The organism is Streptomyces callyspongiae (genome assembly GCF_047200695.1).
In the GTDB taxonomy this organism is placed as follows: Bacteria; Actinomycetota; Actinomycetes; order Streptomycetales; family Streptomycetaceae; genus Streptomyces.
Window position 1 is genome coordinate 90,333 of sequence record NZ_JBJZOM010000012.1, and the last position, 18,178, is coordinate 108,510.

Annotated in this window: 18 protein-coding genes; 2 read left to right on the forward strand and 16 right to left on the reverse strand. The window is 71.7% G+C overall.

Annotated features, from left to right (window positions below; translation table 11 throughout):
• Positions 1–3: 3 nt before the first annotated feature.
• The 5 genes from ACL06G_RS13920 to ggt all read right to left on the reverse strand — a co-directional run bounded on the left by ACL06G_RS13920 (position 4) and on the right by ggt (position 6,676).
• Positions 4–1,020 (reverse strand): TIGR03842 family LLM class F420-dependent oxidoreductase, encoded by a 1,017-nt coding sequence (locus tag ACL06G_RS13920; RefSeq protein WP_412786085.1) that lies wholly within the window; start codon positions 1,018–1,020, stop codon positions 4–6.
• A gap of 59 nt (positions 1,021–1,079) precedes the next feature.
• Entirely contained in the window at positions 1,080–2,486 is a 1,407-nt protein-coding gene (hydA, locus tag ACL06G_RS13925; RefSeq protein ID WP_412786086.1) for a dihydropyrimidinase, read from the reverse strand.
• A gap of 3 nt (positions 2,487–2,489) precedes the next feature.
• On the reverse strand, positions 2,490–3,764 hold the full coding sequence (locus ACL06G_RS13930) for an aspartate aminotransferase family protein (RefSeq protein ID WP_412786158.1): 1,275 nt from the start codon (positions 3,762–3,764) through the stop codon (positions 2,490–2,492).
• Positions 3,765–3,793: 29 nt separating this feature from the next.
• Entirely contained in the window at positions 3,794–4,636 is an 843-nt protein-coding gene (locus tag ACL06G_RS13935; RefSeq protein ID WP_412835958.1) for a nitrilase-related carbon-nitrogen hydrolase, read from the reverse strand.
• 222 nt (positions 4,637–4,858) lie between these two features.
• Complete coding sequence (ggt, locus tag ACL06G_RS13940) at positions 4,859–6,676, reverse strand: gamma-glutamyltransferase (RefSeq protein ID WP_412786088.1); 1,818 nt, start codon at positions 6,674–6,676, stop codon at positions 4,859–4,861.
• Positions 6,677–6,779: 103 nt separating this feature from the next.
• Between ggt and ACL06G_RS13945 the strand changes: the two genes are divergently transcribed.
• On the forward strand, positions 6,780–7,592 hold the full coding sequence (locus ACL06G_RS13945) for a hypothetical protein (protein ID WP_412786089.1): 813 nt from the start codon (positions 6,780–6,782) through the stop codon (positions 7,590–7,592).
• Here the strand turns inward: ACL06G_RS13945 and ACL06G_RS13950 are convergent.
• From ACL06G_RS13950 to ACL06G_RS14000, 11 genes are all read right to left on the reverse strand, one after another.
• Positions 7,568–8,008, reverse strand: coding sequence for a DUF6278 family protein (locus tag ACL06G_RS13950; RefSeq protein WP_412786090.1), 441 nt, complete (start codon positions 8,006–8,008; stop codon positions 7,568–7,570). The two genes, ACL06G_RS13945 and ACL06G_RS13950, sit on opposite strands and share 25 nt — an antisense overlap.
• Positions 8,009–8,094: 86 nt before the next feature.
• Entirely contained in the window at positions 8,095–8,874 is a 780-nt protein-coding gene (locus tag ACL06G_RS13955) for an exodeoxyribonuclease III (RefSeq protein WP_412786091.1), read from the reverse strand.
• A gap of 10 nt (positions 8,875–8,884) precedes the next feature.
• Positions 8,885–9,541, reverse strand: a complete 657-nt coding sequence (locus ACL06G_RS13960) for an MBL fold metallo-hydrolase (RefSeq protein ID WP_412786092.1) — start codon at positions 9,539–9,541, stop codon at positions 8,885–8,887.
• Between the two features lie 47 nt (positions 9,542–9,588).
• A complete protein-coding gene (gene pcaDC, locus ACL06G_RS13965) occupies positions 9,589–10,860 on the reverse strand; it encodes a bifunctional 3-oxoadipate enol-lactonase/4-carboxymuconolactone decarboxylase PcaDC (RefSeq protein WP_412786093.1) in 1,272 nt (423 codons plus the stop codon).
• A gap of 53 nt (positions 10,861–10,913) precedes the next feature.
• Complete coding sequence (locus tag ACL06G_RS13970) at positions 10,914–11,465, reverse strand: hypothetical protein (RefSeq protein WP_412835959.1); 552 nt, start codon at positions 11,463–11,465, stop codon at positions 10,914–10,916.
• Positions 11,462–12,517 (reverse strand): ROK family glucokinase, encoded by a 1,056-nt coding sequence (locus tag ACL06G_RS13975; protein ID WP_412786159.1) that lies wholly within the window; start codon positions 12,515–12,517, stop codon positions 11,462–11,464. Before ACL06G_RS13975 ends, ACL06G_RS13970 begins: the two co-directional genes overlap by 4 nt.
• Positions 12,518–12,760: 243 nt before the next feature.
• Positions 12,761–13,534 (reverse strand): ATP-binding cassette domain-containing protein, encoded by a 774-nt coding sequence (locus ACL06G_RS13980; RefSeq protein ID WP_412786095.1) that lies wholly within the window; start codon positions 13,532–13,534, stop codon positions 12,761–12,763.
• Positions 13,535–14,584 (reverse strand): ABC transporter permease, encoded by a 1,050-nt coding sequence (locus ACL06G_RS13985; RefSeq protein ID WP_412786096.1) that lies wholly within the window; start codon positions 14,582–14,584, stop codon positions 13,535–13,537.
• Entirely contained in the window at positions 14,581–15,564 is a 984-nt protein-coding gene (locus ACL06G_RS13990; protein ID WP_503167827.1) for a sugar ABC transporter substrate-binding protein, read from the reverse strand. Before ACL06G_RS13990 ends, ACL06G_RS13985 begins: the two co-directional genes overlap by 4 nt.
• A gap of 184 nt (positions 15,565–15,748) precedes the next feature.
• Positions 15,749–16,546 (reverse strand): methyltransferase domain-containing protein, encoded by a 798-nt coding sequence (locus tag ACL06G_RS13995; protein ID WP_412835960.1) that lies wholly within the window; start codon positions 16,544–16,546, stop codon positions 15,749–15,751.
• A 112-nt stretch (positions 16,547–16,658) separates the two neighbouring features.
• The gene (locus ACL06G_RS14000; RefSeq protein WP_412786098.1) at positions 16,659–17,111 is read right to left on the reverse strand and encodes an ATP-binding protein; all 453 of its coding nucleotides are present in this window, start codon (positions 17,109–17,111) and stop codon (positions 16,659–16,661) included.
• A 202-nt stretch (positions 17,112–17,313) separates the two neighbouring features.
• Between ACL06G_RS14000 and ACL06G_RS14005 the strand changes: the two genes are divergently transcribed.
• Positions 17,314–18,171 carry a Sco1979 family transcriptional regulator gene (locus tag ACL06G_RS14005; protein WP_412786099.1) on the forward strand — a complete coding sequence of 286 codons (858 nt, stop codon included), beginning with the start codon at positions 17,314–17,316 and terminating at the stop codon, positions 18,169–18,171.
• The last annotated feature ends 7 nt before the right edge of the window (positions 18,172–18,178 follow it).

Sequence of the window (18,178 nt, forward strand, 5' to 3'; positions counted from 1 at the left end):
GGCTCATTCCTGGAAGGCGGGGATGACGTGGTCTCCGTAGGTGTCGATCACGGCTTCCTTCGCGTCGTGCATGGCGTAGACGGCGAACTGGTCGACACCGAGGTCGCGGAGCCTGCGGAGCCGTTCGAGGTGGGTCTCCACGGGGCCGATCAGACAGAACCGGTCCACGATCTCGTCCGGCACGAAGGCGGTGTCGGGGTTGCCCGCCCGGCCGTGGTGCGCGTAGTCGTAGCCGTGCCGGGCCTTGATGTAGTCGGTGAGTTCCTCCGGCACGGCGGACGACTGCGCGCCGTAGCGGGCGACCAGGTCGGCGACGTGGTTGCCGACCATGCCCCCGAACCAGCGGCACTGCTCGCGGGCGTGTGCGAGCGCCTCGGCGCTGTCGTCGTCGGTGACGTAGGCGGGGGCGGCGACGCAGATCGCCACCTCGCCCGGATCACGACCGGCCTCGGTGGCGGCCTCCCGCACCGCGTGGATCATCCATTCGGTGAGGTAGGGGTCGGCGAGCTGGAGGATGAAGCCGTCCGCCTCGCGGCCGGCCATGGCCAGTGCCTTCGGGCCGTACGCGGCCATCCACACCGGCAGGCGGCCGTCGCGCACCCACGGCAGGCGCAGCGGGGTGCCGTCGACCTCGGTCTCGCGTCCTTCGGCGAGGTCGCGGATGACCCGCATCGCCTCGCTGAGCCGTGCCAGGGTGTTCGGCCGGCGTCCGGCGACGCGCATCGCGGAGTCGCCGCGTCCGATGCCGCACACGGTCCGGTTGCCGTACATCTCGTTGAGGGTGGCGAAGGTGGAGGCGGTGACCTCCCAGGTGCGGGTGCCCGGGTTGGTCACCATGGGGCCCACGCTCAGCCGTTCCGTCTCGGCGAGGATGCGGCTGTGGATGACGTAGGGCTCCTGCCAGAGCACCGCGGAGTCGAACGTCCAGCCGTGGCGGAAGCCGTTGCGTTCCGCACGGCGCATCAGGCCGACGGTGGCGGCAGCTGGTGGGTCGGTCTGCAGGACGAGTCCGAAATCCATGGCCGGCGGCCTCCTGTGGGTGTCCGGTGACGGTGAGGTGGGTGTGGCGGGCCCCGGGCTCAGCGGAGGAACTGGCAGGTGCCGCGCGGGGTGTACTGGCCGTGACCGGCGTGCCCCACGTAGCTGCGGTCGTCGATGACCGTCCGTCCGCGGGAGAGCACGGTCTCGACCCGGCCGGTGACGCGCTTGCCCTCGTAGGCCGAGTAGTCGACGTTCATGTGGTGGGTGTCCACCGACAGCACCTGTTCGGCCGTCGGGTCGTACAGCACGATGTCGGCGTCGGAGCCGGGGGCGATGGTGCCCTTCTTGGGGTAGAGGCCGAACATCCGGGCCGGGGTGGCGCAGGCGATCTCGATCCAGCGGCGGCGGCTGATGTGGCCGTCGACGACGGCCTGGTGGAGCAGGTCCATGCGGTGCTCCACGCCGGGCATGCCGTTCGGGATCTTCGAGAAGTCGCCGCGGCCCAGTTCCTTCTGCCCGTTGAAGCAGAACGGGCAGTGGTCGGTGGACACGACCTGCAGGTCGTCGGTGCGCAGGCCCTTCCACAGGGCGGCCTGGTGCTCCCGCGGCCGGAGCGGTGTGCTGCACACGTACTTCGCACCGTGGAAGTCGGGTTCGGCAAGGTTGTCGGTCGACAGGAAGAGGTACTGCGGACAGGTCTCGCCGAACACCGGCAGGTCCTTGTCGCGGGCGGCGGCCAGTTCGGCGACGGCCTCCTCGGCGGAGACGTGCACCACGTACAGCGGCGCGCCGGCGACGCGGGCCAGCTGGATGGCGCGGTGGGTGGCCTCCGCCTCGAGCAGCACCTTGCGGACCTCGCCGTGGTAGCGCGGGTCGGTGTGTCCGGCCTCGAGCGCCTGCTTCACCAGGACGTCGATGGCGATGCCGTTCTCGGCGTGGACCATCGTGAGGGCGCCGTTGTCGGCGGACTTCTGCATGGCGCGCAGGATCTGCCCGTCGTCGCTGTAGAAGACGCCGGGGTAGGCCATGAAGAGCTTGAAGGAGGTGATGCCCTCCTCGACCAGCAGGTCCATCTCCTTGAGCGTGTCGTCGTTCACGTCGGAGACGATCATGTGGAACCCGTAGTCGATGGCGCACTGGGCGTCCGCCTTGGCGTGCCACTGGTCCAGGCCCTCGCGCAGCGCGTGGCCCTGGGCCTGCACGGCGAAGTCGACGATGGTGGTGGTGCCGCCCCAGGCGGCGGCACGGGTGCCTGTCTCGAAGGTGTCGGAGGCGAAGGTGCCGCCGAAGGGCAGTTCCATATGGGTGTGGGCGTCCACGCCGCCCGGGAGGACGTACTTCCCGGTGGCGTCGAGGACGTGGTCGGCGGTCCAGGCCGCGGCGGCGTCGCTGCCGTGCGCTGCCAGTGCCGCGACCCGTCCGTCCTCCACGAGGACGTCGGCGTGCAGCTCGTCGGAGGCGGTCACGACGAGCCCGCCCCGGATGACGGTGCGGTCGGTGCTCATGGTTCAGTCACTCCCTTCGAGTCGGTGCCGTGCCGTCCGCAGGGCGTCCCGGAGAATGCGGGCGCCCTCCTCCGCCTCGTCGACGGTGAGGGACAGCGGCGGTGCGATGCGGAGCACGCTCCCGACGCGGCTGCCGCCCTTGCCGATGAGGAGGCCGCCCTCGCGGGCTGCTTCGAGTACGGCCGACGCCGCTTCGGGCGCGGGCAGGTCGGTGCCCGGCCGGACCAGTTCGATGCCGATCATCAGGCCGCGACCGCGCACCTCCCGCACCATGTCGAGGTCGGCGCAGGCGGCGCGGAGCCGTTCCAGCAGAAGGCCTCCGACGCGGCGGGCGTTGCCCTGCAGGTCGTGCTCGAGCAGGTGGGAGAGGTTCGCCGCGGCGGCGGCCATCGTGATCGGGCTGCCGCCGAAGGTGGAGATCGAGTTGGCGTCCAGGGTGTTCATCACCTCGGCACGGGCGACGACGCCTCCCACGGACATGCCGTTGCCGATGCCTTTGGCAAAGGTGAGCATGTCGGGAGGCCCGCAGCGGTCGTGGGCCTGCCATCCCCAGAAGTGGTCGCCGGTGCGGCCCCAGCCGGTCTGCACTTCGTCGGAGATCCACAGGATGCCGTGCTCGTCCAGCACCTCGCGGAAGGCGGCGAGGAGCTGGTCCGGGCCCGAGGTGAAGCCGCCGACGCCCTGGATCGGTTCGGCGATGAGGGCCGCCGCTCCCCCGCGCGTCTGACCGAGCATGTCGCGCAGGTCCTCGACGCACGCCTCGGTGAAGGCCGCGTCGTCGAGGTGCGCGTACGGGCCCCGGCTGCGGACTCCGCCGTGCACGTAGAGCGTCTGCAACGGCGAGAGGCTGGTCGGGGACCATGCTTGGTTGCCGGTGATGCCGACCGCGGAGAACGAGCGCCCGTGGTAGCTGTTGCGCAGCGCGAGCACCTGGTTGGAGCGGCGGTGGGCCGTGGCGAGGAGCAGCGCGGCGTCGTTGGCCTCGGTGCCGGAGGTCGTGAAGAAGACGCGCGCGTCGGGGATGCCGGAGAGCTCGGCGATGCGTTCGGCCAGTTCGACCATGTGACGGTCGAGGTAGAGCGTGGAGGTGTGCAGGATCCGTCCGGCCTGTTCGCTGACGGCCTTGGTGACCTCCGGCAGCGCGTGGGCGGTCATCGTCGTGAGGATTCCGCCGAAGAAGTCGAGGTAGCGGTTGCCCTCGGCGTCCACGACGTGGCGGCCCTCGCCGTGCGTGATCTCGAGCGGGCGGTCGTAGTAGAGGCCGAGCCAGTCGGGCATGACCGCCCGGTGCCTGGCGTGGAGGCTGCTCACGGCTGCACCAGGCCCTGGTAGGCGTCGGGGCGCCGGTCCCGGTAGAAGGCCCACTGCCGGCGGACCTCGTCGATCATCGACATGTCGAGATCGCGGACGAGGAGTTCCTCCTCCTTGTCGCTGGCCACGTCGCCGACGAACTGGCCGCGGGGGTCGACGAAGTAGCTGGTTCCGTAGAAGTCGTTGTCGCCGTACTCCTCGGTTCCCACGCGGTTGATGGCGGCGACGAAGTACTCGTTGGCCACGGCTGCCGCGGGCTGTTCGAGCTGCCAGAGGTATGCGGACAGGCCGCGGGAGGTGGCCGAGGGGTTGTACACGATCTGGGCCCCGGCAAGGCCGAGGGCCCGCCAGCCCTCCGGGAAGTGCCGGTCGTAGCAGATGTAGACGCCGACCTTGCCGACGGCGGTGTCGAAGACCGGCCAGCCGAGGTTTCCGGGCCTGAAGTAGTACTTCTCCCAGAACCCCTTGACCTGGGGGATGTGGTGCTTGCGGTAGGTGCCGAGCACGCTACCGTCCGCATCGATCACCACGGCGGTGTTGTAGTAGAAACCGGACTGCTCGACCTCGAAGACGGGCACGACGATGACCATCCCGAGTTCCCTGGCGAGGTCCTGCATGCGCCGGACCGTGGGGCCGTCCGGTACCGGCTCGGCCCACTTGTAGTGCTCGGGGTCCTGGACCTGGCAGAAGTACGGAGCGTTGAAGACCTCCTGGAATCCGATCACTTTCGCACCCTGGCGTGCCGCCTCGCGGGCGTGCTCCTCGTGCTTGTCGATCATCGATCGGGTGTCGCCGGTCCAGGTGGCCTGTACGAGTGCCGCGCGCACGTTTTCGGGCATGAGCTGCTCCTCGGTCCGGGCGTGAACGGATCCGTCCCGCGGTTCTACCCGTGTGGATCCGCGTGAGGATGTGACCGTAGAACCCGTTATCCCGGGTGGCAAGGGCATCGACAGAAGGTCGCTGGAACGATCTTGCAGTTACGGCGGACGGAGCAGCGGGCCCGGACGGCCGTGAGCCGCCCGCATGCGGCAGGGCACGCGGGCGGCTCACGGGCGGGAAGCTCAGTGGCGGGGGAACACCACCATGGCGGAGCCGCCGCCGCGGCGCTCGGGTTCGGCCGCGGCGAGCCACCGGCCGTCGTCGAGACGTTCGACGGCCGTGGCGGCCCCGATCTCACCGGTCGGCTCGAAGAGGTGGCCCATCGCTTCCAGGCGGCCCCGCACCGGGTCCTGGTACAGGCCCTCCTCCACCAGGGTCCGCTCGGTGTTGCGCTGCGTGGCCCGGGGGGCGGCGATGGCCTCGGGGAGGCTCATCCCGCGGTCCACGCGGTTGACCAGGGTCTGCAGCACGGTGGTGATGATGGTCGATCCGCCGGGCGAGCCGAGGGCGAAGTCGGCCTGGCCGTCCTGCAGGACGATCGTGGGCGACATCGAGGAACGCGGACGCTTCCCGGGACCGGGCAGGTTGGGGTCCGGGACGTCCGGGTCGGCCTGCGAGAAGGAGAAGTCGGTGAGCTCGTTGTTGAGCAGGAAGCCCCGGCCGGGCACGGTCATGCCGCTGCCGCCGATCTGCTCGATGGTGAGGGTGTAGGAGACGACGTTGCCCCAGCGGTCGGCGGTCGTCAGGTGGGTGGTGCTCCGCCCCTCGTAGCGCAGCGGCGCGACCTGCGTCCCCTGCTCGCAGCTCTCGGGACTCCGGGGGTCGCCGAAGGCGACGGGGCTGGTGAGGGCCTGATCGTCGCGGATCAGGCAGGCCCGGGCGTCGGCGAACTCCTGGGAGAGAAGGCCGTCCACGGGGACGTCCTCGTGGGCGGCGTCGCCGAGCCAGCGTCCCCGGTCCGCGTACGCCAGCCGGCTGGCCTCGAGGTACTGGTGGAGGAACTCCTTGCGGGAGGCGTCGGAGAGGTCGCGGTTCTCCATGATGTTCAGGGCCTCGCCGACGGTGGTGCCTCCGGAGGACGAGGGCGCCATGCCGTAGACGTCCCTGCCCCGGTAGTCCACGTGCGTGGGGGCCTGGAACTTCGCCTCGTAGGCGTGGAGATCACGCGGCGTCATGTCTCCGGGGCGCACGACCCGATCGGAACCGGTGGCGACCCGGGGGTGGCGGACGGTCCGCACGATGTCGCGTGCGACGGGGCCGTGGTAGAAGGCGTCGGTGCCGTGCTGTGCCAGCTTCCGGTAGGTCCGGGCCAGGTCCCGGTTGCGGAGGGTGGATCCGACGCGGGGGAGTTCGCCCTCCGGCAGGAAGAGTTCGGCAGAGGCGGGGAAGTCCCGGAAGCGTTCCTCGTTGTCGGCGACCTGCGACCGGAAGGTCTCGTCGACCGTGAAGCCCTTGCGCGCCAGGTGGGTGGCGGGCTTGAGTGCCTGCCCGAGGGAGAGGGTGCCCCAGGAGTCCAGTGCCGACTCCCAGGTGGCGGGGGTGCCGGGAGTGCCGACGCTGAGTCCGCTGGTGACGGCGTCCCAGAAGGGCAGGGGTTCGCCGTCCTCCTGGAACAGGGTCTCGTCGGCGCTCAGGGGCGCGCGCTCCCGGCCGTCCACGGTGTGGACGCGTCCGGTGGAGGCGTCGAAGTACACGAAGTAGCCGCCTCCTCCCAGCCCCGACGAGAACGGTTCGGTGACCCCGAGGGCGGCCGCGGTGGCCACCGCGGCGTCGACGGCGTTGCCGCCGTGCCGCAGCACGTCGACGCCGATGGCCGAGGCGTCCGGGTCGACGCTGGACACGGCGCCGCCGTGGCCGACAGCCACCGGCGTCTTCGTGGGCGTGGAGCGGGACGGCGCCTCCGGCGCGGCGGGGGCTGCCGCGGCGGTGAGGGTCGCGGTGGACAGCGTCGCGGCCAGCAGGGCGGTGGGAACCGACAGACGTGCGGAGCGTCGGCGCATGCGTACCTCCAACTGATGAGTCCACGCAGCGTATTCGCGCGGACCGTCGAGGTCACCAGGCCCGACGTCATCTCTTCGGAGACATGACATATACGCTCCGCCCATGGCAGACAGTGTGCGCGAAATCGTGCTGGGAGTCCTCGCCGCAGGCGTCACGGCAGCGCTCGGCTGGTTCGCCCGCACCTACCTGTGGCGCCGCGCGCTCCGGCGCAAGCAGCGCTTCTTCGGTCTGGCTCCGCACTCCGAATGCGTGCTGGTGGTGAACCGCGACCCGGCCTCACCGACCTGGTCGGTGGCGCGCCGCGACGCCTTCGCGCTGCTGGACCTGGCGGCCCTGGTGAAGGACTGCGAGGCGCATCCCGACATCGTCGCGCACGACGAGGCCCAGCAGGGCTTCGGAGAGCGCACGGAGTTCTGCGTGGGAGGTCCCGCCTCCAACCTCCGCACCGCCGCGCACCTGCGGGCGTTCCTTCCCGGAGTGGTGGTGAACACCGAACCCGAACCGGGCCCGGACCGGGCTGCGTTCACCATCGGTGGGGACCGCCGTCCGATGGAGAAGGGCAGGAGCGAGTACGTGCTGCTGGCCCGGTTGACCACCGGTGACCGGGGAGCCCGGCCGGTCTTCCTGCTCGCCGGGCAGAGCGGTGTCACCCAGCAGGCGGCAGCGCGGCACCTGGCACGCCACCACAGGCGGCTGGCCCGGAAGTACGGGCGCAAGGGAACCTTCTGCCTGCTGCTCGAGGTGCGGGACTCGGACGCGTACGGGCCGGACGTGGTGCGGGTCGTCGGTGACGTCACGCGGGCGGCGACCGCGCCGCCACCGCAGCCACCCGGGCAGGCGGAGGAGAACACCACGCCGTCGGAGGGCCCGGCCGCCCCGGGCGGCACTCCTCAGTCCTCGGAGAGCTCCGCGTAGAGCTGGGAGAGTTCCGGTGTCCCCGTCTCGGCCCAGGAGTGCCCCTGCTCCAGCACGTCGACCTCCAGGCCGGACGGGAGCCGCACCATCGGACGACCGCTGTCCAGACTCCAGGAGGCTCCGGGCACCGTCCGGACCAGAACCGTCCCCAGGTACAGGCCCGCGTCGCTGCCGAGCCACGACTCCGCTTCGACGTCACCGCGCCACAGCGGCGAGAGCTGGTCGAGCGCGGCCAACGACTCGGCCGAGTCGTCCAGTTCCACGTCCGCACGCTCGGCGTGGTCGCGCAGCAGCTCGCACTCGGACAGCAGCTCGGCGACGCCCTCCAGGTCGTCGGAGGACGGGTCCGCGAGCCCGAGGGCACCGTCCGTCCGGTCGTGGCGCCTGCGCCATTGCTCGAGGAAGGGGATGTGCATGGGCCCAGCGTGTCACCGAGAGGCGATCCGGCGCCACAGGCACGCTGCCCGGCAGCCGCACGAGGGCCCCGGATCGCGGGGTGGGCTCACAGCGCGACGTCCACCACGACGGGCGCGTGGTCGGACGGGCTCTTGCCCTTGCGGGCCTCCCGGTCCACGTACGCGTCCTCCACTCCGGCGGTGAACGCGGCGTTGCCGTAGACCAGGTCGATGCGCATGCCGCGGTTCTTCGGGAAGCACAGCTGACGGTAGTCCCAGTACGTGAAGGGGTGGTCGTACTTGAGCGGGCGCGGGAACACGTCCGACAGACCGGTTTCCTGCAGGGCAGCCAGCGCGGCACGCTCGGCAGCCGTCACATGCGTCGCCCCCTCGAACGCGGCGGTGTCCCAGACGTCGTCGTCGGTCGGCGCGATGTTGAAGTCGCCGAGCACCGCGTAGGGGCGCGCCCCGGCCGCCTCGGGCTCCGCGGCCTTCCGCAGCGCCTCCAGCCACTCCAGCTTGTACCGGTAGTGCGGGTGGTCGACCTCGCGCCCGTTGGGGACGTACACCGAGGTCACACGGACCCCGTCGCAGGTGGCAGTGAGCGCCCGGGCCTCCCGGTCACCGTCGAACTCGGGACCGTCCGGCAGGCCGTGCACCGGATCGGTCAGGCCGACCCGGGACAGCACGGCCACTCCGTTCCACCGCCCGGAGCACAGGGCCGCGGACTCGTAGCCGAGCGCGCGGAGCTCCTTCTCGGGGAAGGCGTCGGTCTCGCACTTCAGCTCCTGCAGGCACACCACGTCCGGCTCCGCGGACTCGAGCCAGCCCAGCAGCCGCGGCAGCCGGGCGCCGACGGAGTTCACGTTCCAGGTCGCGATACGCATGCCGCAGAATCTACCGTTCCCCACCGACGACGACCGAGGAGCCGGGTTCGAGCCGATGGTGCCCGGCACCGCCGATGCCGGGCCCGTCCGGCCCGAGCAGCCTGCCGTAGATGCCGGTGCCCGCGCCGGAGAGCAGACCGTCGTGGATGTCGTAGGCCTGCCGCGGATCCACCTCGCGCACGTAGTCGATGATCTCCCGGACCTTGCTCCAGGGCGCGTGGACGGGCAGCAGCAGCGTGTCCACGGGCCGTTCCGGGACGGTGAGGGCGTCTCCGGGGTGGAAGACCGTGCCGTCGACCACGTATCCGACGTTCGTGATCCGCGGGATGTCCGGGTGGATCACGGCGTGGAGTTCGCCGTGCACCTCCACCTCGAAACCGGCGGCGGTGACGGTGTCGCCGTGGCCCACGGTGTGGACGCGCCCGGGGAAGGCGCCGGCGAGCTGCTCGGCGACGCTCCGCAGCGTCCAGATCTCGGCGGCCGGGTTCGCGTCCATCGCGGTGCGCAGCCGACCGGTGTGGAAATGGTCGGGGTGCTCGTGGGTGACCAGGATGGCGTCGGCGCCCGCGGCGGCGTCCTCCTCGCTGAAGACGCCCGGGTCGATGACGAGGGTGCGGTCGTCCTCGGTCACGCGCACGCAGGCGTGACCCTTCTTCGTCAGCTCCATGCCCGCCATTGTGTACCGCGGGGCGTCCGCGGCCGAACGCCCCGCGGTCAGACGTCCTCCGGCGCGGTCTCCTCCCTGATCACCCGTCGGGCGACGGCGAAGGCCGATTGCGCCGCGGGCAGGCCGCAGTAGACGGCGGCCTGCAGCAGGACCTCCTTGATCTCCTGCGGGGTCAGCCCGTTCCGCAGCGCGGCATGGACGTGGAGGGCGAGCTGGTCGTGGTGGCCGCCCGCGGTGAGCGCGGTCAGCGCGGCCACCGAACGGGTGCGCCGGTCGATGCCGGGACGGTCCCACACCTCGCCCCAGGCGTAGCGGGTGAGGAGGTCCTGGAAGTCCCTGTCGAAGTCGTCCGTGTCCGCCGTCACGCCGTCGACGTGGCCGTCCCCGAGCACCTCGCGGCGTACCGCGAGTCCCGCGTCGTAGGGATCGCGCCGGGTCCTGGCGCTCTCGCCGGCCTCCAGCTCGGCCACCGGGCCGGCCCGGGGCGGCTCGGCGCCGGCCGCGGGCACCGGCTGCGGCCGGCCGGTGCTGCCGCGGTGGTCGGTGGGCTGCTCGGTACCGAGGTGTGTGGCGAGGAGTTCGGTGACGGCGGCCGGTTGCTCCACCGGCACCAGGTGGGAGGCACCCGGAACCAGGGCGAGCCGGGCGTCACGGATGCCTGCCACCAGGGCCCGCGCGTCCGCGGGCGGGGTGCTCCGGTCCTCCGAACCGGCCACCACCAGGGTCGGCACGCCGATACGCGGCAGGGCCTCGCGTATGTCGAACGCGGCGAGGGCCTCGCAGGCCGCGATGTAGCAGCCCGGGTCGGTGGTGCGCACCATCTGCACGGCCCACTCCACGATCGCGGGCTGGGCTGCCGCGAATCCGGGAGTGAACCAGCGCTCCGGGGTGCTCCGCGCGACGGAGTCGAGACCGTTGGTGCGGATCACCACCCCGCGCTGCCGCCAGGTGTCGGGGGTGCCGTAGCGGGCGGAGGAGGACAGCAGGGCCAGCGAGGAGACGCGCTGCGGATGGTGCAGCGCGAGGTGGGCACCGATCGCCCCGCCGATCGAGCAGCCCGCGTACGCGAACCGCTCGACGCCGAGGAGATCGAGCGTGGCGAGCAGCCGGTCCGCCAGTTCGCCGATCGACATCGCCGGGTGGGCCGGGGCTCCGCCGTGGCCCGGAAGGTCGAAGCGCAGCACGCGCCGGAACCGGGTCAGCCCGGGGATCTGCCGGTCCCACATGTGCCAGGTGGCGCCGAGCGCGGGGCCGAGAACGAGCAGCGGAGCCTCGCCTGGTCCGTCGGTCCGGTGCTGAAGGGTCTGTGTCTCGCTCACCCGGTCACGCTATCGGGGGATGCCGCACCCGGCGCCGGGCGGGGTGCGGGCACTCAGAACGCGAGGGTGGAGACCACGTAGACGCGGGGGCGCTCCCGGGGCGTGGTGTCCACCGTGACGGCCAGGTCGGGGGCGGGCCTGGACTGCGCGAGCAGCAGGCCGGCGTAGGAACGGCCGGTGCCGCGGAAGCGCCACCCGACCTCGTCGGCCTGCTTGCCGCTGATCGTCACCCGCCCGTCCCGCAGTGCGGAGCGGTCGGTGCCGATCTCCCGCAGGAAGGTGTCCAGGTGTTTCCGGGAGGTGCGGAACTGCACGTGCAGTGTGCTCTTCTCCCACGCGTTGGCCTCGTAGTAGGCGACGTAGCTCGCGCCGTGGGGCACGGGCACCTCGTAGATGCGGCGCTGCACCTTGCTGGGCCATTCGTAGTGCAGCGTGGTGCGTGCCGCCTCGCGCTGCTTGCTGCGGCCGCTCTCGCGGCTGACGAACGCCGACTGCACCAGGTAGCCGACGGGGATCGCGATGAGCAGCACCACCACCAGCAGCGTGAGGATGCGGTGCTTGGGCAGGTGGGGCGGCCGCTGCGCCGGAGGGACCGTGACGCTCACTGGCCCACCGCCCGGCGGATGTTGTCCGCGGCACGCTCGTACCGCTCGTAGCGGGCGAGCCGCCGGCGGTTGGCACGCCGGAAGCGCCGTGCGACGAGACGCGCCAGGTCCGCCGCACCGACCATGCCGGCCTCGGGGCCGAGCCGCGCCTTGGCGATGCGGGCCTCGGGACGGTAGCCCCGGCCGGTGAGATGCCGGCGGAAGGCGTCCCGCGCAGGGCCGATGAGCAGGTCGTCGGCCGCGCTCACCCCTCCGCCGATGACGAAGCACGAGGGGTCGAGGGCGGCTGCGAGGTTCGCGATGCCGATGCCGAGCCAGTGGCCGATCTCCTGCAGCAGCTCCACACACATCGCGTCGCCGCGGCGGGCGAGGTCGGTGATGAGCGGGCCGGTGATCTCCTCGACCCGTCCGCCGACCTCCTCGATCAGGCCGTAGGCGACCGGGGACTCGGCTGCGGCGAGTTCCCGCGCCTCCCGCACCAGCGCGTTCCCGGAGCTGTACTGCTCCCAGCATCCGCGGTTGCCGCACGGGCAGCGGTGCCCGGAAGGCACGACCTGCATGTGGCCGAACTCGCCCGCCACGCCGTACTTGCCCCGCTTCACGCGGCCGTCCTCGAGGATCGCCCCGCCGATCCCGGTGCCCAGGGTGATCATGACGAGGTGGTCCTCGCCGCGGCCCGCGCCGAAGCGCCACTCGCCCCAGGCCGCGGTGTTGGCGTCGTTGTCGACCATGACCGGGACCGCGAGGCGGGAGGTGAGCGCGTCCTTCAGGGGTTCGTCGCGCCAGGCGAGGTGGGGGGCGAACAGCACGCGCGAGCGGTCCGCGTCGACCCAGCCTGCGGCCCCGATGCCCACGGCGTGCACGTCGTGCCGGTCGGAGAGGTCGAGCACGAGCTCCGCGATGGTGTCCTCGACGACCCGGGGGCTCTTCGACTTCTCCGGCGTCTCGGTGCGGACCCGCTCCAGGACCCGGCCGTCGGCGTCCACCACGCCCGCCATGACCTTGGTGCCTCCGATGTCGATGCCGACCGTGGGCACCCGGGGCGCCGACATCGGGGACCGCCGTTCGCGGGCGCTGACCGTGCGCAGCGGGCTGGTGCCGACGGTGGCCCGCCGGTACACCCGGTTTCCGGAGGGATTCACCGTGGGACCTCCTCGCCGGCGCTGATGCGGGGGCGAGTACGGCTGCGGGTGGGGGCTCGCACCTTCACGTCTCGTCTCTGCTCGGCTCGGTGGTCTGCCGGCCGGGGTGCCGACGGGGTCGGCGGGGTCGGCCGCGGGTGTGCCCCGATTGTGTCACGGACGTCGGAGTTCATGGCTGAGCTGCTCCAGCTCCCCGCCGCCGGCCATCTGCCGGGTCAGCTCGTCGAGCGAGACGTCCTCCCGCTGGTGGGAGGCGGTCTGCTCGCCGCGCTTGAGGAGGACGAAACGGTCCCCGACCAGGTAGGCGTGGTGCGGGTTGTGGGTGATGAGCACCACGCCGAGACCGCGATCGCGGGCCGCCGCCACGTGGCGCAGCACCACGCCGGACTGCTTGACCCCCAGCGCGGCCGTCGGCTCGTCCAGCACCAGGACCCTGGCACCGAAGTGCACCGCCCGGGCGATGGCGACGCACTGGCGTTCACCGCCGGACAGGGTGCCGATCGGCTGGTCGACGTCCCGGAGGTCGATGCCCATGCCGGACAGCGCCTCCCGCGTGGTCCTGCGCATGGCGGCCGCGTCGAGCCGCGCGAGGGGCCCCCTGCCGCGGCGGGGTTCGGAGCCCAGGAAGAAGTTCCGCCACACCGGCATCAGCGGCACCACGGACAGGTCCTGGTGCACGGTCGCTATGCCGCGGTCCAGGGCCGCACGCGGCGATTCCAGCCGGACGTCCTCGCCGTCGATGCGCACGGCGCCGGAGTCGTGCGCGTGAAGACCGGAAATGATCTTGATGAGCGTGGACTTCCCGGCACCGTTGTCGCCCAGGACGCAGGTGACCTCCCCGGCGTGGACCTCGACGCCGACGCCGCGCAGGGCGGTGACATTGCCGTACGCCTTGTGGACGTCGCGCAGTTCGACGAGCGCACTCACTCAGTTCGCCTCCGCCCGTTTGCGTGTCCAGGTGTTGAGCAGCGTGGCGAGCAGCAGCATCGCCCCCAGGAAGAACGTGAACCAGTCCGGGTCCCACTGGGCGTAGACGATGCCCTTGCTCGTCATGCCGAAGAGGAACGCGCCGACGGCTGCGCCGACCGCCGAACCGTAGCCGCCGGTGAGCAGGCATCCGCCGATGACGGCCGCCGCGATGTAGATCAGCTCGTTGCCGACGCCCTCGCCCGACTGGACGACGTCGTAGCTGAACAGCAGGTGCTGCCCGGAGAGCCAGGCCGCGAACGCGACCCCCAGGTAGAGACCGATCTTGGTGCGGCCCACCGGAACGCCCACCGCACGTGCGGCCTCGGCCCCGCCGCCCACGGCGAAGATCCAATTGCCGGGGCGGGTACGGAGCAGGATCCACGTGGCGAGGGCCACCAGCGCGAACCACCACACGACGGTGATCGGCAGTTCCGTTCCGAACAGCGGCAGCCGGGAGGCGAAGACCGCGTGTGCCGAGGGGAAGCCCTCCATGTCGGCGATCGTCTTCGTGGAGACGGTGCCGCTGATCAGCTTCGTCATGCCGAGGTTGAGCCCCGTCAGCATCAGGAAGGTGCCCAGGGTGATGATGAAGCTGGGCAGTCCGGTGCGCGTCAGCATCACACCGTTGAACAGGCCCACGGCCAGTGTGGCCAGCAGCGAGACACCGACTCCCACCCACGCGTTCGCCGTCATCTGGTAGCTGAACTGCGAGGAGACCAGCGCTGCCGTGGTGACCATCACGCCGGTCGACAGGTCGAACTCGCCGCCGATCATGAGCAGCGCCACCGGCACGGCCATGATGCCGATGGTGGAGGAGGCGTACAGGATGGTCGAGAGGCTGGATGCCTGGAGAAAACTGTCCGCGGTCGCGGAGAAGAAGAGGAAGACCGCGGCCGCGCCGATGACCGCGCCCAGTTCGGGACGCGCGGTCAGGCGCCGGACGGTCGAGGCGGCGGGCGCGGACCGCTCGGGAGCCTTCCGCGCGGGAGGGGCGGGCGCGGCCGTCACCGGGTGCCCCTCTCGGTGTACTTCCGCAGGTCTCCCGCGTCCTTCGGCGTGACGATCTGCGGGCCGGTGAGGACCGGACGCCCGCCGCCCAGGACATCGCCGTTGTACAGCTTCAGCCACATCAGGTCGACCGCCTCGTAGCCCTGGAGGTAGGGCTGCTGGTCCACGGCGAACGCGAGCGAACCGTCCTGGAGTCCGCGCACCACCTGGGCGTTGAGGTCGAAGGTGGCGACCGTCGCGTCGCTTCCGGCCTGCTCCGCCGCGCCGGCCGCGGTGGGCGCGAAGGGAGCGCCGAGGGTGACGACGCTGTCGATCCCGGCGGTGGACTGGAGCTTCGCGGTGACGGACGACTCCACGGCGGGCATGGAGGTCCCGTCCGCATACAGGCGCTCCACCCGGCCGTCGAAGGTGTTCTCCACACCCCGGCAGCGCTGCTCCAGACCGACGTTGCCCTGCTCGTGCAGGACGCACAGGACGTGCTTCCGGCCGCGTCGGTCGAGTGCCTCGCCGACGGCCTCGCCCGCGACGACCTCGTCCTGGCCGATGTGGGTGAGGGCACCGAACTCCTCGGAACGGTCCTGCCCGGAATTGACGGTGATCACCGGGATACCGGCATCGGTGGCACGCTGCACGACGCCCTTCATCGCCTCGGGTTTCGCGAGGGTGACGATCAGGCCGTCGACGTTCTTGTCGACCATGGACTTCACGAGCTGGGCCTGCCGGCCCGCCTCGTCGTCGTGGGCGTAGAGGAACTCGATGTTGTCCTTCCGAGCCGCCGCCTCGGACCCGCTCTGCACGATGTCCCAGAAGGTGTCGCCGTCGCCGGAGTGGGTGACCATGGCCACCTTCCAGCGAGGGGTGTCGACACCGGCACCGCCCTTCAGGGCCTGCTCACGGCGCTCCTCGGCGCGCTTGCCGCCGGTGCTGCTGCACCCGGCGACCCCTGCCGCCACCACGGCGGCCACGACGGCTCCGGACACGACGCGCTTCCAGGGGGCGCGCCTGCGGTTGTTCTCCACCCTGGACACGCGGTGGACCTCCCCACACGAGTTCGCTGCGGCCCGCGCACCGCGGACGTACCGGCAAGTATCGGCCCCGCCTCCGGGGGCCGGGACACCGGGTCCTGCCCCGGCCTCCGGCCCCGTACCGGGGCCCCGGACCCCGTCACCGCCGCGGGGAGCGGCTAACCAGCTGGAAGAGGCGCGCGGTGTGGACGTAGGGGGCCCGGTCGGTCAGGGCCAGTTCCAGCGCCTCCAGGTCCGCGTAGAACGCCGGGTCCCGCTTGCGGTCGTCGTCGGTGATGTGGTCGCTGACGGTGCGGATGCCGTAGTGGGCGCAGTCCGTGTGGCCGAGCGGGGCGAGAGCGGCGCGGACCTCCTCGGCGGTGTGGAGGGTGATCTCGGCATCGAAGGTGACCGCGGCGCCGCCCCGCTCGTCGAGCGAGCGCAGTGCGGCCGCCGGGTCGAGGGAGCGGACGGCGAGAGCCAACGGGACGGAGTGCCGGTTGATGGCCATGACGGACAGCAGGCCCCCCGGGCGGACCAGTGCCGCGGCCGCCTCCAGCGCGGGCGACACCTGCCGCTGGTACTGGAGGAGGTTGTGGCACAGCACGACGTCCCAGGTGCCGTCGGACACCTCGTCGGGGAGAGCGAACACGTCCGCCTCCACCGTCGTCAGGCACGCTCCGGCGCCCTCGCTCCTGCCGCGTTCGCGGGCGGCCGCCAGCATTCCCGGCGCGTAGTCCACGACGGTGACCCGGTGCCCGGCCGCCGCCAGCGGCACCGCGTCGCCGCCGTCGGCCCCCGCAAGGTCCAGTACGCGCAGCGGACCGGCGTCGGCGGCAGGCAGATGCCGGGCGAGGTTGTGCGAGGCCACGGTGTAACGCAACCGCCCCCAAGGGCTGTTCTGCCAGGCCCGCCAGTCCTGCAGGGCCGTGTCGAAGGTTCCCGGGGTGGCCGTCATGGACCGGAGTCCAAGGGTCCGCTGCTCCGGCCGCCTGCCTCCGCCCGACTGTTCGGCGCCTGCGGTCCGGACGTTCGGGGCGCGGCAGTTCGCGCGGCGCTCGGCGACGGTCTCACGTCGTCACCGGGCCGAGGGCGAACCAGACGAGGCAACCGCCGCGAGGACCGGCCCGTTCGACGCCCCACTCCTCGGCGAAGGTGTCAACCAGCAGGAGACCCCGCCCGCGCTCGTCCTCGGGTGCGACGTCCCGGGGGGCGGGCATCCCGGTGCCGCTGCCGGTGTCGCGCACCTCGACCCGCAGCCTGTTGCCGCCGGCGCGGAGCACGCAGCCGACGGTGGCGGAGTCCGTGTGCAGCACCGCGTTGGTGAACAGCTCCGAGACCAGGAGTTGAGCGGTGTCGCAGAGTTCGGGCGGGAAGGCCCACCGTCGCAGCTGGCGGCGGACGCGGCGGCGGGCGTCGGCCACCGCATCGGCGTGGGCCCGTAGTTCGAAACGTGTGGACAGCAGCCCCGGCTCGAGGTCGCCCGGAAGGGTCACCACCGCGGAGCCGTGGGTGAGGGGCACGAGACTTCTGCCTTCCGTCCGCAGGGGGTTCGGCGCCGCAGGCGACGAACCGTCGGCCTCCACTATCCAATCCGCGCGAGGCACATGGCAAGAGGCGTTCTGCGAAGTGCAGAACGCGTGCATCAGGCTGTTCGTTCCCCGGACGGCATGTCACACTCTGCGGAGCACTTTTCGAACGATCGCAAGCATCGGGAGTTCCTTCGTGCCGGATGCCCGTTCGGCCCCCACCGTGGGACACATCGTCCTCGGTCTGCGTCTGCGCGATCTCCGCGAGCGGGCGGGACTCGGCTTCGACCAGGCGGCCGAGGCACTGAGCGTCAACCCGACCACGGTGCGCCGCATGGAGAAGGCGGAGGTCGGGCTCAAGCCGGTCTACGTCGAGAAGCTGCTCCAGGTGTACGGCACGGAGCCCGACGAGCGCCTGGCCTTCCTCGAACGCGTCGGGGAGGTGAACGGCCCGGGCTGGTGGCACCGCTACCGTGACCTGCTGCCCGGCGGGTTCGGCCAGCTGGTCAGCCTGGAGGGGTCGGCCTCCCTCATGCGGGCCTACGAACCCCACTGCGTGCCCGATCTGCTGCAGACCGACGACTACGCCCGGGCGTTGCTGCGGGTGCGCTTCCCCTGCGCCTCCGAGGAGGAACTGGAGCGGCGGCTGGCGCTACGGGCGGAACGGGCCACCGTGCTGACGGGTTCCGCTCCGGCCCGCCTGTGGGCCGTCGTTGACGAAACGGTCCTGCGGCGTCCGGTGGGCGACCGCGCGACCATGCAGCGGCAACTGGACGGCCTTGCCGCGATGACCGAACTCCCGCACGTCGCGGTCCAGGTGCTGACGTTCTCGAGCGGCGCGCACCCGGGCACGACCGGCCCCTTCCTGCTGTTCCGCTTCGACATTCCCGAGCTTCCGGACCTGGTGTACGCGGAGAACCCCACGGACGCCGTCTGCCACGACAGCGATACCGACACCTCGGTCTACCGCGCGCTGCTGGACCGGATGTGCGCACAGGCGGCGCCGCTGTCGGAGACCGGGCGGATCCTTCGGGAGGCGCGCCGCGCCCTCTGACGGCCCG

Bases quoted from the DNA above. Each gene is read 5' to 3' on its own strand.
- ACL06G_RS13920 (WP_412786085.1), bottom strand. From the start codon at position 1,020: ATGGATTTCGGACTCGTCCTGCAGACCGACCCACCAGCTGCCGCCACC.
- hydA (WP_412786086.1), bottom strand. From the start codon at position 2,486: ATGAGCACCGACCGCACCGTCATCCGGGGCGGGCTCGTCGTGACCGCC.
- ACL06G_RS13930 (WP_412786158.1), bottom strand. From the start codon at position 3,764: ATGCCCGACTGGCTCGGCCTCTACTACGACCGCCCGCTCGAGATCACG.
- ACL06G_RS13935 (WP_412835958.1), bottom strand. From the start codon at position 4,636: ATGCCCGAAAACGTGCGCGCGGCACTCGTACAGGCCACCTGGACCGGC.
- ggt (WP_412786088.1), bottom strand. From the start codon at position 6,676: ATGCGCCGACGCTCCGCACGTCTGTCGGTTCCCACCGCCCTGCTGGCC.
- ACL06G_RS13945 (WP_412786089.1), top strand. From the start codon at position 6,780: ATGGCAGACAGTGTGCGCGAAATCGTGCTGGGAGTCCTCGCCGCAGGC.
- ACL06G_RS13950 (WP_412786090.1), bottom strand. From the start codon at position 8,008: ATGCACATCCCCTTCCTCGAGCAATGGCGCAGGCGCCACGACCGGACG.
- ACL06G_RS13955 (WP_412786091.1), bottom strand. From the start codon at position 8,874: ATGCGTATCGCGACCTGGAACGTGAACTCCGTCGGCGCCCGGCTGCCG.
- ACL06G_RS13960 (WP_412786092.1), bottom strand. From the start codon at position 9,541: ATGGAGCTGACGAAGAAGGGTCACGCCTGCGTGCGCGTGACCGAGGAC.
- ACL06G_RS13975 (WP_412786159.1), bottom strand. From the start codon at position 12,517: ATGTCGGCGCCCCGGGTGCCCACGGTCGGCATCGACATCGGAGGCACC.
- ACL06G_RS13995 (WP_412835960.1), bottom strand. From the start codon at position 16,546: ATGACGGCCACCCCGGGAACCTTCGACACGGCCCTGCAGGACTGGCGG.